The organism is Metabacillus sp. GQ13, from assembly GCF_059758525.1.
Genome location: NZ_JCAXET010000002.1, coordinates 12,379 through 26,918 on the forward strand (window position 1 = coordinate 12,379; position 14,540 = coordinate 26,918).

General features: G+C 36.1%; 14 protein-coding genes. 5 read left to right on the forward strand and 9 right to left on the reverse strand.

The genetic code is table 11. The annotated features are described in order from the left end of the window. Window positions 1–21: 21 nt before the first annotated feature. Both AC6CHR_RS02365 and AC6CHR_RS02370 read left to right on the forward strand, forming a co-directional pair. A complete protein-coding gene (locus AC6CHR_RS02365) occupies window positions 22–1,203 on the forward strand; it encodes an exonuclease SbcCD subunit D (RefSeq protein WP_498246876.1) in 1,182 nt (393 codons plus the stop codon). Next, window positions 1,200–4,601, forward strand: coding sequence for an SbcC/MukB-like Walker B domain-containing protein (locus tag AC6CHR_RS02370; protein ID WP_498246877.1), 3,402 nt, complete (start codon window positions 1,200–1,202; stop codon window positions 4,599–4,601). The genes AC6CHR_RS02365 and AC6CHR_RS02370 overlap by 4 nt, the downstream gene beginning before the upstream one ends. 737 nt (window positions 4,602–5,338) lie before the next feature. Here the strand turns inward: AC6CHR_RS02370 and AC6CHR_RS02375 are convergent. The 7 genes from AC6CHR_RS02375 to AC6CHR_RS02405 form a co-directional block, all read right to left on the reverse strand. Next, the gene (locus tag AC6CHR_RS02375; RefSeq protein ID WP_498246878.1) at window positions 5,339–5,557 is read right to left on the reverse strand and encodes a spore germination protein; all 219 of its coding nucleotides are present in this window, start codon (window positions 5,555–5,557) and stop codon (window positions 5,339–5,341) included. Window positions 5,558–5,908: 351 nt separating this feature from the next. Further along, on the reverse strand, window positions 5,909–6,274 hold the full coding sequence (locus AC6CHR_RS02380) for a spore germination protein GerPE (protein WP_498246879.1): 366 nt from the start codon (window positions 6,272–6,274) through the stop codon (window positions 5,909–5,911). Then, window positions 6,271–6,447, reverse strand: coding sequence for a spore germination protein GerPD (locus AC6CHR_RS02385; protein WP_498246880.1), 177 nt, complete (start codon window positions 6,445–6,447; stop codon window positions 6,271–6,273). Before AC6CHR_RS02385 ends, AC6CHR_RS02380 begins: the two co-directional genes overlap by 4 nt. Before the next feature lie 30 nt (window positions 6,448–6,477). Then, window positions 6,478–7,080 carry a spore germination protein GerPC gene (gene gerPC / locus AC6CHR_RS02390; RefSeq protein ID WP_498246882.1) on the reverse strand — a complete coding sequence of 201 codons (603 nt, stop codon included), beginning with the start codon at window positions 7,078–7,080 and terminating at the stop codon, window positions 6,478–6,480. A gap of 99 nt (window positions 7,081–7,179) precedes the next feature. Continuing rightward, on the reverse strand, window positions 7,180–7,428 hold the full coding sequence (locus AC6CHR_RS02395) for a spore germination protein GerPB (RefSeq protein WP_498246883.1): 249 nt from the start codon (window positions 7,426–7,428) through the stop codon (window positions 7,180–7,182). A gap of 11 nt (window positions 7,429–7,439) precedes the next feature. Then, window positions 7,440–7,661, reverse strand: coding sequence for a spore germination protein (locus AC6CHR_RS02400; RefSeq protein WP_498246884.1), 222 nt, complete (start codon window positions 7,659–7,661; stop codon window positions 7,440–7,442). A gap of 261 nt (window positions 7,662–7,922) precedes the next feature. Beyond that, window positions 7,923–8,090 carry an aspartyl-phosphate phosphatase Spo0E family protein gene (locus AC6CHR_RS02405; RefSeq protein ID WP_498246885.1) on the reverse strand — a complete coding sequence of 56 codons (168 nt, stop codon included), beginning with the start codon at window positions 8,088–8,090 and terminating at the stop codon, window positions 7,923–7,925. A 650-nt stretch (window positions 8,091–8,740) separates the two neighbouring features. On the opposite strand from AC6CHR_RS02405, the gene AC6CHR_RS02410 reads away from it, so the two are divergent. Beyond that, window positions 8,741–9,646: a fumarylacetoacetate hydrolase family protein gene (locus AC6CHR_RS02410; protein ID WP_498246886.1), complete on the forward strand. Its 906-nt coding sequence runs from the start codon at window positions 8,741–8,743 to the stop codon at window positions 9,644–9,646. A 134-nt stretch (window positions 9,647–9,780) separates the two neighbouring features. Further along, on the forward strand, window positions 9,781–10,143 hold the full coding sequence (locus tag AC6CHR_RS02415) for a YisL family protein (protein ID WP_498246887.1): 363 nt from the start codon (window positions 9,781–9,783) through the stop codon (window positions 10,141–10,143). Window positions 10,144–10,273: 130 nt separating this feature from the next. On the opposite strand, the gene AC6CHR_RS02420 is transcribed toward AC6CHR_RS02415, so the two are convergent. Beyond that, window positions 10,274–10,834, reverse strand: coding sequence for a DUF2777 family protein (locus AC6CHR_RS02420; protein WP_498246888.1), 561 nt, complete (start codon window positions 10,832–10,834; stop codon window positions 10,274–10,276). Between the two features lie 214 nt (window positions 10,835–11,048). Here AC6CHR_RS02420 and asnB point away from each other — a divergent pair, with 214 nt between their 5' ends. Next, window positions 11,049–12,899 (forward strand): asparagine synthase (glutamine-hydrolyzing), encoded by a 1,851-nt coding sequence (gene asnB, locus AC6CHR_RS02425; RefSeq protein ID WP_498246889.1) that lies wholly within the window; start codon window positions 11,049–11,051, stop codon window positions 12,897–12,899. Window positions 12,900–13,151: 252 nt separating this feature from the next. On the opposite strand, the gene AC6CHR_RS02430 is transcribed toward asnB, so the two are convergent. Next, window positions 13,152–14,525 carry an MATE family efflux transporter gene (locus tag AC6CHR_RS02430; protein ID WP_498246890.1) on the reverse strand — a complete coding sequence of 458 codons (1,374 nt, stop codon included), beginning with the start codon at window positions 14,523–14,525 and terminating at the stop codon, window positions 13,152–13,154. Between the last annotated feature and the right edge of the window lie 15 nt (window positions 14,526–14,540).

The following is a 14,540-nucleotide window of genomic DNA, read 5'->3' on the forward strand; positions in this document are numbered from 1 at the left end:
AGCTGAAAGGAAGTAAAATACATGCGAATATTGCATACCGCAGATTGGCACCTTGGTAGGTCATTAGAAGGACGAAGCCGCTTAGCAGAGCAAGCAGATTTTATCGATGAACTTGTTCAGATTGTGGAAGATGAACAAGTTGACATTATTTTAATGGCAGGTGATGCGTTTGATACGGTTAATCCACCCGCAGCAGCAGAGAAGTTGTTTTATGATGGAATTTCGAGATTATCTGATTTTGGGAAACGTCCGATTATCGTCATCGCCGGGAATCATGATAATCCAGACCGGCTATCAGCAGCATCACCATTAGCTGGTAACCATTCGATTCATTTGATTGGTTACCCAATGTCAGAGGTACTAAAAGTGGATGTTCCAAGAGCACAGCAACAAATGGTTGTTGCGGCTCTTGCTTACCCATCAGAAGCTAGGCTCGAACAAGTCCTTTCAGAAACGCATGATGAAGTTCTTTTACGAAATAAGTATGATGAAAAGATCAGAGATATTTTTTCAATTATGAGCAAGCAGTTTCAATCAGATACAGTAAACATGGCGATGAGCCATATCCATGTTGCCGGTGGAAGCTCAACAGACTCTGAACGGCCAATTGAAGTAGGTGGCGCCTATACGGTTGCGGCAACAAGCATGCCAGAAACTGCTCAGTACGTAGCATTGGGGCATTTACATCGCCCGCAAACGATAAAACGAGCTAGTACATTAACGAGATATTCAGGTTCACCATTAGCATACAGTTTTTCAGAAATTGGCTATTCGAAGTCAGTAACAATCTTAGATGCTAAGCCAAATCAGCCAGTTATCATGAAAGAGATTCCTTTATCATCAGGAAAGCCACTTGTAAGGTGGAAAGCAACAGAGGGGATTAGTCAGGTACACACTTGGTTAGAGGAAGGCCGAGATGCAACAGCTTGGATTGACTTAGAAATTCATTTAACCTCAACTCTATCAATTGAAGAAATTCATCGACTACGAAAATGGCATCCAGGTTTTATTCATATTCGACCGGTATTTCAACAAGAACTTGAGGTTGCCGCATCAAGACAAACCAATATGCCAATAGATCAATTATTCACCCAATTTTATGAAAAGCAAACTGGTGGAGCTAAGCCTGAACAAGAACTAGTGAAGCTTTTCCTAGAGCTAGTCCAACAGGATGATGATCTTGAGGGGAGTGATGAGGAATGAAACCAATCCAATTAACAGTAGCTGGTTTGCATAGTTTTAGAGAAAAACAGACGATTGATTTTGATTCATTATGTGATGGTGGGATATTTGGGATTTTCGGGCCAACTGGTAGTGGGAAATCATCAATCTTAGATGCAATGACACTAGCTTTATATGGAAAAGTGGAACGTGCGATGAATAACACGCATGGGATATTAAACCATGCTGAAGATCAACTTACCGTGTCTTTCACATTTGAGCTAGAGAATGCTTCTGTTAAGAAAAGATACACCGTTGAACGTGTCTTTAAACGAACAGATGAGGTTAGAGTGAAAACCTCTATCTGTCGTTTAATAGAAGTCGGTGAAGAAACGATTGTACTTGCTGATAAAGCAGTCGATGTGAACGATAAAGTATATGGTCTATTAGGATTAACGATCGATGATTTTACTCGTGCGGTCGTTCTTCCACAAGGTAAATTTGCTGAGTTTCTTTCATTAAAGGGAGCTGAACGGAGACAAATGCTCCAACGCCTATTTCATCTTGAACAATATGGCGATCAGTTAATGAAAAAGTTAAAAAGAAAGCTAACGACAACAAAGATAAACCGGAATGAACTAGAAGCGGAAAAAACAGGCTTGGGTAACGCATCATCTGAAGCCGTAACTGATGCGAAAGAGCGTCTTAAGGAAGCTGAAGTGCTTTTAAAGAAGCGAAATAAAGAATTAGAGGATGTTACGAAAGAGCACGAGGCAAAGCAGGAGATTTGGCAATTACAACAGCAGAAAGCCGAATTTGAAAAGCAAAAAACCCTCATCGAAGCTGAGAAAAATACGATTGGAGCTATTCAAGGTCAGTTGAAAAGGGCAGAGGAAGCAGAATTCTTACGTCCATATGCAGAGTCGTTTCAATCTCTCAAACAGGAAGTCAAAGAAGCAGAAATCAACCTTGTCTCCTCAAAAAAACTGTATCTCGAAATGAAGGAACAGTATGAAAAAACTAGTCATGCGTATGAAGAAATTCGGAAAACAAAAGCAGAACAAGAGCCGATTTTAGTAACGAAACGGGAGAGGCTTTTTCAGCTGCAAAAAGTAGAAAATGATGTAAAGAATGAACAAAAGCAAGTAAACGAGCTTAAACAAAAAAATCAGCAGCTTCAGGAACAACGTAAAACGGGCACTGAATTATTGTCGAAGGCACAAGCATTGGTTGAAAAGGCGCTAACAAAACAACAACAATTAAAGGATGAGCAAAAAACAAAAACAGTTTCAGCAAAGGATCGAGAGCATATACGTTCTGCTTTAGAAGCTAAGCATAAAGTTACTCAGTGTCACAATCTTTTAGCAGAAACGATCGAGTTAGTTAGCAAAAAGGAAAAAAAGATTAATCAAGAAAAACAGCAGCTTACGATGTTAACTGAAGAGTTAACAACTCGAGAAAAACAAATTCAAGAGCAATTTATTCACGTAAATCAACTCTACGCGATTACTTCAGAGCGTGAAAGAGAACATGCAAATTACATCCAATATATAAAGCATGAGCTGGATGAATTACTTGCAAAGGAAGAAAAGGCGAAGAGTGATAAACTAGCTCAAGAGCTTGTTTTGCAATTGAGTGATGGAAAGCCATGTCCAGTATGTGGGTCATGTAGCCACCCAAGTCCAATTCATCCTGATGATGAGAGGGAAACTGAAAGTAGCAAACAATCGGATCAAGTGAAAATAGAACTCGAACGATTGCAAAGCTTAAATCAGGAAAGTCATTCGATAAAAATCAAGTTAGAAGCGACTTCACAACAAGTAGTATCAGATTTTCCTTTTCTAAGAGACATGAAACAAATAGAAGAAATACAAATAGATGAAATCATTACAAACAAAAAAGAGATACCCACGCAACTTGGGTACAAGAAGTTTCACACTGAATTTAAGGGAATTGCTCAAGAGTATCTACAAGTAAAAGAGCGTCTTGAAAAACAGAGTAAACAAATGCGCGAGCTTCAGCAGGAAATGACTCGACGGAAGGACTTTATCACTTCAGCGACTATAGATACAGATGAATGGGTAAACAAGCAAATTACGTATAAACAAAAATACGAACAAGAGCATGAGGACTATTCTAGACGTTTCGAAACAATTCCACTAGAAGAGGTTGAGCGAATACAAAAAGATTTAGTCGAAAAAGACGAAGCTTTTGAAGCATTAAGTGAACGGATTCATAAAAGCGTAGCATTTATAGAGGAACAAGAAGGAATGGTCAAAGAGCAGGAAAATAAAAATCAACAACTAAACGAAAGAGAAATAGAATTACATGTTGCTATTAAGAATAGTGAAAAACAGATTGTTGAAAAACAAGAAAGGCTAAAAGAAGTTGATGCAGATATTCAAATTAGTCAGTTAATTAATGTGACTGAAACACAATTAAAGCAGCTAACTGAAACTGAAAACGAATTGTATCAATTATGGCAGCAAAGGTCTAACAAACTTCATCAATTGCAAAGCCAGCTAGCAGCAGATGAAAAAACATTCAATCAAACAAGTCGAAAGCTTGAAGATACAGCAAAAGATTGGTATTCAGCCTGTGAACATACTGCTTTCAAGACAATAGAAGAAACACTTGCTTCTCTTTTAGCAGGGGCAAGAAAACAACAAATGAAGGAAGAAATAGAACGTTATACGGATAAATTAAAGCAAGTTCATATAGACCTACAACGTATTGATGAAAAGCTCTCCGGTAAAAAGCTAGGAGTTGAAGAATGGAATCAAATCCAACAAATAAAAGCCGAGATAAAAGACCAAGTTGAAGAAGCTGTAGGGAGTAAAGGTGCTGCCGATAATGCCTTACAAATACTTCTAGAAAAACATGGTCGTTTTATGGAAATTGAAAATCAATCAAAAGTACTCGATGACATGCTGTCAAAACTTGAAAAGCTACAATCTGTATTCAAGGGGAATAGTTTTGTTGAATATGTAGCTGAAGAGCAACTTGAACAAGTAAGTCGAGATGCGTCGGAACGACTTAGCTTTTTAACTCGTGGCAGGTATGCGATTGAAGTAGATTCTCAAGGTGGATTTATTATGAGAGATGATGCAAATGGTGGGGTCAGAAGACCAGTATCATCACTATCCGGAGGAGAAACATTTCTTACTTCTCTTGCATTGGCTTTATCTTTATCAACCCAAATCCAACTGCGAGGAGAATTTCCATTGCAATTCTTCTTCCTTGATGAAGGATTTGGAACTCTGGATGTTGAACTGCTTGATACGGTGATAACTGCACTAGAAAAGCTTCAAGCACAGGACCTATCAGTGGGTGTGATCAGCCATGTTCAAGAACTTCGCGCAAGATTGCCACGAAAACTAATCGTCGTATCCGCAGAGCCCTCGGGTAAAGGGACGACGGTTTACTTGGAATCAATATAGGCAATGTTTCGACTTCACTGAGAATAAGTGTTTAGCAAATAAGGGGACCTAGCAGTTATTGCATTGTCAACTAGGTAGGGATAAGAATAATCGCACGTGACATAGGTAGTTGCGAAATATGTGGAAGACATGAGGTTAAGGGACTACCATCGGAAACTCTCTCCGTTGAACAATGATGAATGGATATCAAACTAAGCAGCATTCGAGTAAAATGGTTAAAACAAGTATGTCAAAGGAGAGAAGGCGTAAACGCTATTTGGTGTTATTATAACAAACTGAACTTAAAACGATGCATATGAGATGACTTGCATAAACATAAAAAAGAGACTATCAATTTGATAGTCCTTTTTAAACCCTAGTTACATGGGGTTATTTTTTCATGAACTTTAATTTTAGGTGAGGCTACAAGGACATAGATCAAGTGAACCAGAAAGAAAGTTGTAGAAAAAATTAGGAAATCCACAAAAAAATTTAATTCATCATTATTTTCAACTATTTTTCATGTTGAAAACTCAATTTAACATTGCTAACTATCCTCAGGACGTTCTTAATTAGGATCTTTTCTAAAAGTTTGTTGCTCTAGTACGTATAAAAATCGGCTTTTGGATTTTTATGATCTAAATTGAAGTGATCTCTAGAGGTATATCAGAGTCATTTAACGAAAAGAGCACGAAGATATGCAGAATTCGTAAAGATTTACTTATTACGAAAAACAACAATCTTTGCGAAATCAGCCCTTAATTATTTGCAACCATATTTTGATCTGTTACATCGGGATCAATCATATTTGTAGCATTAATACCATTATTTACAATATGGAAATCACCTGTATTGCCGCCTCCAGAACCAGAGGCGGTTTTTGACTGACTTTTTGGAGATAGATAAAAAGAATCTCCGAAATTGACAACTCCGCCACCTACGCTATTAATCTTTATTGGGCCTACAATTGCTGGCATATGAAAACATCCTTTTCGATTTCGTGGGTACTTTACCATATGCATATGTTTGAAGGATTGTTCTTTTTCATAGGCTCTTTTCTAAAAGATTGTTGCTCTAGTACCAATAAAAATTGGCATTTGGATTTTTATGATGTAAATTGAATCTATCTCCAAAGGGATAGTAGAGTAATTTAGCGAAAAGAGCACGAAGATATCGTAAAACGTGTACATCAGTACTTTGTACGGAAAACAACAATCTTTGCGAAAACAGCCTTTCATACGATCAGAAGTTATCGCTTTTCTTGTTTCCTTCAGCTCATTGCGGAGTGCTTTAGTTCATTCGTCACTGAATGGGTTCTATGCGCTACTTTAATTTTTTAACTGTCGAATATGCTTCATCCGCGATTCACAAATAATATCTTTAGTAGATCCAATTTGAAATACAGCAGAGCTTGATAACGCAGTTATATTGATTGTCTGCACGTTTATACTTGGTTTTTTATGGAAAAAATTAGTGGCTAGTTGTTCATATAAAATTGGTTGTGGAATATCTTCTTCAAAGATTGGGTACTGAGAAAGACTTCCTTCCTTTCCATAGTAAACCTCATGCTCTCTTTGAACAGCCAACACTTTAACAGAGGGAGTTATTTGATTCGAATCACCAATTGTAAAGATAGAGCTCAGACCAATTGAGTTAGTATAGACTGTTTTGACTTTAGAGAATCGACTAATCATTGTGGAGCCAACGGTACAAATGCACCAATAATAAGAGATTCCGGTGGGGTATCAAATACAGATGAGAGTGTAATCGTATTTGCATCACCAATTAAAAAAACAGAAGAGCTTGAAACACCAACAATCTTGATTGCTCCAACCTGCAAATCATGATTAATAACTGTAAAATTCATAAGGTATCACTCCTTATTCTCCCTGAAAAATCACTTGGGACCCTTGGGTAAATGATTTAAAAAGTGCTTTATTGAGTTTTCAACATCTTTCTTAACCAGTAAGAGGATCTCCTGTTTTTTATCTAATAAGGAATCATGCTCAGACAATGATTGGCCAGACAGGTAATATTGAATACGACTATCGATTTGTTTACGAATATCCTCAATAATATGTCTTCGATGTGGTTCATCTAGCTGTAAATTATAATGTTTTTCGGCCTGTTCAATGTAAGTATGACATTCATCATTTAAAAATTGATTAACCTCATCACGACACTGCTGAAATAGTTGCTCTCTCAGCTCTTGTTGAGCGCCGTTTACATTCATTCCTCTTTGTTGAACATCGAAGTTATCAACTTGCCCAGGTTCAGTTGGGTTTAATCCAATATTTAATACGCCATCAAGATGTTCGACCTTTAATTGATCAAACTTATATTCAATTCTTTCAATATTTGTATGTGGCTGATTTTTTATTTGTTCAACATCCGAACCAAGGCTCTTGATCGTTTCGGTTAACTGATTGATCCTTTGATCTTGATTTTGGATATATTGATGAAGCTGCTGAAGGTAGTTCATTAAATCACGATTGTACACACTACTTCACCCACCTTATTTCCTCAAACAAAGTTAATAATATTATCTATATGCAGGGAGTGAATAATGGGTGAATACCTATACTTAATAGGTGGAGCTTTACACAGTGGACCCAATTGTCGGTGGTGCCAAGGGAACAACTGGACCGACTGGATCAATACCGGTTTCAACTCCAGTAGGAGTCTCTGTTAGAATTTGTGGAGCTTCTTCTGTAAAGGAGCCTGTATTATAGAGATTTGAAAGCGGCTTAATGATTCCTGCGCTTCCAATTTGCAAGACTGAAGAATTACTTACAGCACCGACACGTAAATAATTAATACAAATAGACTGATTTATATAGAAATTCACCGTAACCCTCCTTATAAATTTCCAGCTATTGGTTGATCAATGACATCATTATCATACGTATTTGTAACAGAATGCTGATTGTAAATGTTAAGACCATCACCAGTGTTGAAGGATCCAGCACCAGCAAATGTTTTAACCTCACTATAAGGTGAAATCGTAATCACATCGCCGATATGAACGATACTACTAGTTCCAACACTATTTACCTTAAATGCACCTACAATTGCTGGCATTTTGAACATCCCTTTTATTTTGAATTATTTGACAAACGATTCACGCATAGTGATTCATTTGGTTTATACACTTTATGATATAAAAGAGAAAATGTGTGATATGCGCGGAAAAATCAGTTATTAGTAAGTAGAGTGAAGGGTATTTGTGAGGAAGAAGACCTGTAAAGATAAAGTTAGAAAATTGCTAGACTTAAATAAAATCCAAACTATTTTTCACCTTGCTTTTAGCTTCTACCACGTAATATAAAACTAATCGGTAACTTAGTCTTCCCTTGTAAGTACATTTTTATCACAAAGATATTTAATCTCCTGAAATAACAAAGTGTCGAGTTCTTGACTACGTTCAATTGTCTCAATCGAATTTAGACCGAATTGCAAAGCTGTTTGAATTAAATCTTTTCTTTTTAGCTCAATATCATTAATAATCATTTTTTCTACTCCATTTCTTCACTTTATTTTTATAAATGGGTACGTACAAGATGTGAAATCCCATCTATTAAAAGGACAAGCTTATTATACAACGGAATAAATAAAAAAAATCATATTCGCTAAAATAACATAAAAAGATACAAGATTCTACAGAATTTCTATAGTTTTTAGTAGGAATTAACTAATAAAAAACTGAATTTTCAAAGTCAATTAAAGTCCATGAAAATGATTAGTTAGCTAAGTGATTACCTAAATAAACATAAACAAACAAAGTGGTAAAAGGTAAGGTGTAATAGTAAGAGGTAGTAAATATGCAGATTTTGAATGATTTCTATACTAGTAAAAGGAAAATAGACTTTCAAGGAAAAGAAACATCAATTTTATTTTAAAGGATATATGTAAGTCCATATCGAATAGTAGATGTTGGATACATAAACAAATTGAGTGACAAAATACTGAAAGTTCATGATGTATTCGTTCAATTCATTCATATTAGGGTATACAATAAGTATGTCATTCGGTAGGAGAGTTTTCATTTTAAAAGATAAGAAGGAATAACATTTTTATTCCGAAGCGTCTTATTTGTCCTAGTCTGAACAAGGAGCTTCCACTTTTTCTGCATAACCATTTACTTATTCTGGAGGGAATTTATGAAATTTGTAACAGCAATTATACACAATGAACAGTTTATCGGCCTTGTTCAAGGCGAAAAAATTATTGATTTACGAAAAGCAGAACAGGATATATTTGAATTATCTTCATTTCCTAACTCATTATTAGAATGTATTAAGTTAGGTGGAAAATTTATCCAAAATGTAAAACAAATTGTTGATAAAATAAATATTGAAGAGGGCTCGGAAAGCTATTTATATCCAATGGGAGATGTTAAGATACTTGCTCCTTTTCCGAGACCTACTAAAAATATATTTTGTGTTGGTAAAAACTATCATGAACATGTTTTAGAAATGGGAAGTGAAGCAGATGTCCCGAAACATGTCATGCTCTTTTCGAAGGCACCAACAGCTGTCATAGGACATGAAGACGAAGTTGATCCTCATATCCATCTGACACAGGAATTAGATTATGAAGGTGAACTTGCAGTTGTAATTGGTAAAAAGGGCAAGCAAATAGAGGAAGAAGATGCATTGGATTATGTGTTTGGATACACGATTTTGAATGATATTACAGCTAGAAATCTTCAAAGCCAACATAAACAATTCTTACTTGGTAAAAGTTTAGATACATCTTGCCCGATGGGTCCTTATATTGTTCATAAGTCTGCATTTGATAACCTTTATAATTTAGCGATAAAAACGAGTGTAAATGATGAAGTTAGACAAAATGGAAACACAAAGGATATGATTTTTAAGATTGAACACATTATCTCGACAATCTCTCAGGGAACAACCCTAGAACCAGGGGACATTATTGCAACTGGAACTCCTTCAGGCGTTGGTAAAGGATTTAATCCACCAAAGTACTTACAGTCTGGTGATGTGATAGAAATTGAGATTGATGAGTTAGGCGTACTGAGGAATTCGATAAAAGTACTTTAATAAGGTTAGAGAATAATTGTTCTTCATCAAATAGACACAAGATCTTTTATCATTGGGTCACATTCATTAATTTTTTTTGTGAATCATGCTAAAATAAGCATTGTTCAATCATAAAAGAATGAAGGAGGAAAAAAATGACACATGCACATATTGCGACATGGGTAGTAGCAATAATCCTATTCTTCGTAGCTTATTCATTACTAAAATCGTCAGGAAAAGAAAAACCAGCGAAAATAGTTCAAATGGTCCTAAGATTGTTTTATGTATTAATTATTGTGACAGGTATTATCATCGCATCAGGTCTCTCTAACTTTAGCGGTGAGTATATCGGAAAAATCATTCTAGGAATTCTAACAATCGGAATGATGGAAATGGTTTTATCAAAGGTGAAAAAAGGAAAGCCTGCCATGGTGGCTTGGATATTGTTCCTAATCATTCTTGTTTTGACAATTTTATTAGGTATGCGTTTGCCATTAGGTATATGGAGTTTCGGCTAAAAAATATGAAAGTGCTTGCTCATTAATGGGCAGGCACTTTTTGTTAAGCCGCTCAAGAATTGAAGGTATAGGATACCTTTAATTCTTGAGCGGCTTATGTACCCTAGACTATTTTTTCATATCGTTATCGTTAATACATCGCACTTATTAGGCTTCGTTCACCATGGCTTGTCGTCAATTCAAATCGATCTGTAGAATGAACGCCTCTCTCAAAATGGTGTTGAATTGCACAGATACAATCTTCATTATCCATTTGGTAGAAGGATACCCCTTTTTTCTGGACTCGATTCTCTAAAAATAGAAGTTGGTTGTACGAATAGATACAATCAAATGGTGAAAATGTTAATGAATTGAGCTGTTTAATTAAGCTGATAAATGTTTTATCGGGTAATTCTTTAAGCATTTGATCGAGTGCAAATGGAAGGCTCTTTCTAATACGAACAGTATCCCCGCAATTGATGAGGTGCAATCCAAAGTCTGTTTTCACCTTCCCAAATCCAATCCACTTTCCTGACTTCCAGCCCTGTGAACTAAGAACTTCTAGTTGTTGTTCTTTTATGTCTTCTAATAAATGAAACTCATCGTTCATATCATCATATATGATGTACTGATCATTTGTTATCTCAATCAAACCAATTAAGTAGGAACGCTTTTGATTTAATAATAAGTCAGTTCGTTTGTAAGAGCACATTGATTTAAGCCTCCAGTAAGTATGTACCATCAGTTGAAAATCTTGAATAAAAAGAAGTTGTATCATCGTTTTAGACAAAAAAATTAAAGTTTATGCACAATCAATTAATATTGGACAATTCAACATTTAAATTAGGTGGGCATAAAATAAAATCTGCTGGAAGGATTAGGACGTGAGATAACAGAGAAAGAATCTACTTAGGGAGTGGTACTTTATGTGTGGAATTACCGGTTGGATTCATTTTAAGAAGAATCTAAGCACTGAAGTCGATACGGTTAAAAGGATGACAGAAACATTAGCTAAACGTGGACCTGATGATACAAACCTTTGGGGTGGAAATCACGTTTTATTTGGTCATAAACGATTAATTGTCGTTGACCCGGAATGTGGTATTCAACCGATGTCGCGTATAAAAAATGGAAATGAATACACCGTTTGCTATAATGGGGAACTTTATAATACGGAGGATATAAGAAAAGAGCTTTTAACAAAAGGATACACATTTAAGGGACATTCAGATACTGAGGTACTGCTACAAGCCTATATTGAGTGGGAGGAAGATTGTGTTTATCACTTTAATGGGATTTTTGCCTTTGCTATTTGGGATTCAGCTAAAGAAAAGCTTTTTATAGCAAGAGACCGACTAGGTGTTAAACCTTTATTTTATAAAGAAGAGAACGGCTCACTACTATTTGGTTCCGAGCTTAAAGCCATTTTAGCTCATCCATCAGTATCTGCAGTCTTAGATAAAACAGGCTTGTCAGAGATATTTGGCGTTGGACCTTCACGTACTCCAGGATTGGGTGTCTTTAAAGGGATTGACGAACTACGTCCAGCACATGCGTTAACTTATACAACGGATGGATTAAAAAAGTGGCGCTACTGGAATGTTGAAAGTAAACCACATGAGGATACATTGGCAGAAACAGCTGAAAAGGTTCGCTATTTATTTTCAGATGCAGTAAAGAGGCAGCTTGTTTCAGATGTGCCTTTATGTACCTTTCTATCAGGAGGTTTAGACTCCAGTGCAATTACAGCGATAGCTGCTGACCATTATAAGAGCGAAGGTAAGGGTAGATTACACACGTACTCAATTGATTATGAAGATAACGATAAGTTTTTTAAAGCTGATGAGTTTCAGCCAAATTCAGACGGCCCCTGGATTGATAAAATGACTGAGACATTTAATACCGTTCACCATAGAAGTGTTATATCTCAGCAGAAATTAGTAGACTACTTAATTGAAGCAACATCTGTACGTGATTTACCTGGAATGGCTGACGTTGATTCTTCCCTATTATGGTTTTGTCGTGAAATTAAAAATGATTTTGTTGTTGGGTTGTCTGGTGAATGTGCGGATGAAATTTTTGGGGGCTATCCATGGTTTCATCGTAAAGAAGATCTACAAAGTTCTGCTTTTCCTTGGATGCGTTCGACAGATGAAAGAAATAAATTATTAAAACCTGAATGGCAGGAGAAATTAAAATTACATGATTATGTTCAAAATCGTTATCAAGATACGGTCAATGAAACGCCACTCCTTGAAGGTGAATCACAACTTGAAGCACAAAGAAGGCAACTCTTTTATTTAAATATCCAGTGGTTTATGGCGAATTTATTAGATCGCAAGGATCGGATGAGTATGGGAGCTAGCTTAGAGGTTCGTGTACCGTTTGCAGATCATCGATTAGTTGAATATGCATGGAATATTCCTTGGAATGTAAAGATGCATGATGGACGTGAAAAAGGTATCTTACGAAAAGCATTAGAAGGCATTTTGCCTAATGAGGTGCTATATCGTAAAAAAAGTCCATACCCGAAAACACATAACCCTGAGTATACTAGACTAGTGAAAAATTGGCTTCAGTCACTTGTTAACAACAAAGATTCGATTTTACATGTGCTATTAAATAAAAAAGAACTAGATGAAATTATTAAAACCGAGGGAAGAGCATTCAAAGTACCATGGTTTGGCCAACTTATGTCTGGACCACAACTACTTGCTCACTTAGCACAAATTCATATCTGGTTTGAGAATTACCATATTAATATAGACGAAAGATAATCAAAATTACTAAATAGTTAGAGAACTAAAAAGGGTCTGACCCCTCCAACAACACCAGTAGATAGAGTCTTTACCTAAGTAAAGGTCCTATCTTCTGAAATTGAGGGGTCTGACCCTTTGGTTTTTAGTTGCTGTCTAGCTCCAACGCCTAGCACCCCAAGGAAAAAGAAAAATCCCTTTCTCTAGGGTTTAGTATTTTCCTAGGTATCTTATTTGCTGCCCTAGGCTGATCAATGCGCTCGCCCTTTTTTGTTAAAGATCTACTTGTAATTCAGCCCTTGGCTTTTGAGCAAAGCGTTTCGTCATCCATGCTCGTGATCTCCAACGAGATAGCATAATAATACCTCTAAGCCATTCATCGCAAATAAAGGCAATCCAAACACCTATAAGCCCTAAATCAAAGTGAATACCTAAAATATAGGCAACAGGTACACTGACAAACCACATTGAGAAGATTCCCATATAAGTTGGGAATCGGATATCACCAGCTGCTCTAAGTGAACCAATAATGACCATGTTAAATGATCGACCTGGTTCAAGCAAAATGGTAAGTAGGACGAGAATCCCACCAACCTCTAATATCCGATCGTTACTTGTGAAGATTCCTAGCAAACTATCAGAAAAAACACTGAAAATGATTGCCATTGTTGTTGATATGAGAATAGCAGAATAAAGGCTTTTTAAACAGCGTTTATATGCTGCTTCATAATCTCTCGCTCCAATTAAATAGCCAATTAATATCTGAGTACCTTGGCTGACAGCTAAACTAAACAACATCATAAACATCATTAGATTTTGTGTATAGATTTTTGTCGTTAGTGCTTCGGTTCCGATTATTGTTATAAAGAAGGTAATAACCATTTGTGATGTATTGTAAGAAAGCTGTTCACCGGCGGTTGGTACACCAATGTGTAAAAGGTTTTTCAAGTGATGTATTGGTAACTTGAAAAGCTTTTTTAAATTTAGAGTAAAATGAACACGTTGTTTTAATATATAGAGAATAACAATAAGTCCTATGATACGTGAGGCAACAGTTGAAATCGCTACTCCTTGAACACCTAATACTGGTATACCAAATGGACCAAATATGAAGAGGTAGTTCCCAAGTATATTAATCAGATTCATTCCAATGGTAAGGTACATCGTATCCTTTGTATAACCGTAGCTTTTCAGAATAGCACTAGCAGTCATAATTAATGCTTGTATAAAAGAAAATCCACCTACAAATTTCAAGTAAAATGAAGCTTCATCTAAGAGTTCATCAGGAAGGTTCATTAATTTAAGGATACTATCACTAGCAATAACAATGGCAACACTAATGATGAGACTTATAATTAGGTTTGCAGATAAAGACACGGATGATATTTCTTTAGCATCCTTATAGTTATTCGCACCTAAATATTGAGCAACAAGGATCGTTGTTCCTGTCGCAATAAATCCAAACATGACGATTAAAAGAAATAATATTTGATTAGATACCCCAACAGCAGCTACAGAATTATCGGAGTATTGGCTTAGCATAAGTGTGTCGGCATTACCCATCAACATATGGAGCATTACTTCAATAAATATTGGCCATGTTAGAGCAAATAATGTCATTTTACGATCTTTTCCTTCCAATGACATTTTTATCAACTCCTT

Excerpts from the sequence above, each read along its gene's own strand:
- AC6CHR_RS02365 (WP_498246876.1), top strand. The coding sequence starts at position 22 with ATGCGAATATTGCATACCGCAGATTGGCACCTTGGTAGGTCATTAGAA.
- AC6CHR_RS02370 (WP_498246877.1), top strand. The coding sequence starts at position 1,200 with ATGAAACCAATCCAATTAACAGTAGCTGGTTTGCATAGTTTTAGAGAA.
- AC6CHR_RS02375 (WP_498246878.1), bottom strand. The coding sequence starts at position 5,557 with ATGCCAGCAATTGTAGGCCCAATAAAGATTAATAGCGTAGGTGGCGGA.
- AC6CHR_RS02380 (WP_498246879.1), bottom strand. The coding sequence starts at position 6,274 with ATGATTAGTCGATTCTCTAAAGTCAAAACAGTCTATACTAACTCAATT.
- AC6CHR_RS02385 (WP_498246880.1), bottom strand. The coding sequence starts at position 6,447 with ATGAATTTTACAGTTATTAATCATGATTTGCAGGTTGGAGCAATCAAG.
- AC6CHR_RS02400 (WP_498246884.1), bottom strand. The coding sequence starts at position 7,661 with ATGCCAGCAATTGTAGGTGCATTTAAGGTAAATAGTGTTGGAACTAGT.
- AC6CHR_RS02405 (WP_498246885.1), bottom strand. The coding sequence starts at position 8,090 with ATGATTATTAATGATATTGAGCTAAAAAGAAAAGATTTAATTCAAACA.
- AC6CHR_RS02410 (WP_498246886.1), top strand. The coding sequence starts at position 8,741 with ATGAAATTTGTAACAGCAATTATACACAATGAACAGTTTATCGGCCTT.
- AC6CHR_RS02415 (WP_498246887.1), top strand. The coding sequence starts at position 9,781 with ATGACACATGCACATATTGCGACATGGGTAGTAGCAATAATCCTATTC.
- AC6CHR_RS02420 (WP_498246888.1), bottom strand. The coding sequence starts at position 10,834 with ATGTGCTCTTACAAACGAACTGACTTATTATTAAATCAAAAGCGTTCC.
- asnB (WP_498246889.1), top strand. The coding sequence starts at position 11,049 with ATGTGTGGAATTACCGGTTGGATTCATTTTAAGAAGAATCTAAGCACT.
- AC6CHR_RS02430 (WP_498246890.1), bottom strand. The coding sequence starts at position 14,525 with ATGTCATTGGAAGGAAAAGATCGTAAAATGACATTATTTGCTCTAACA.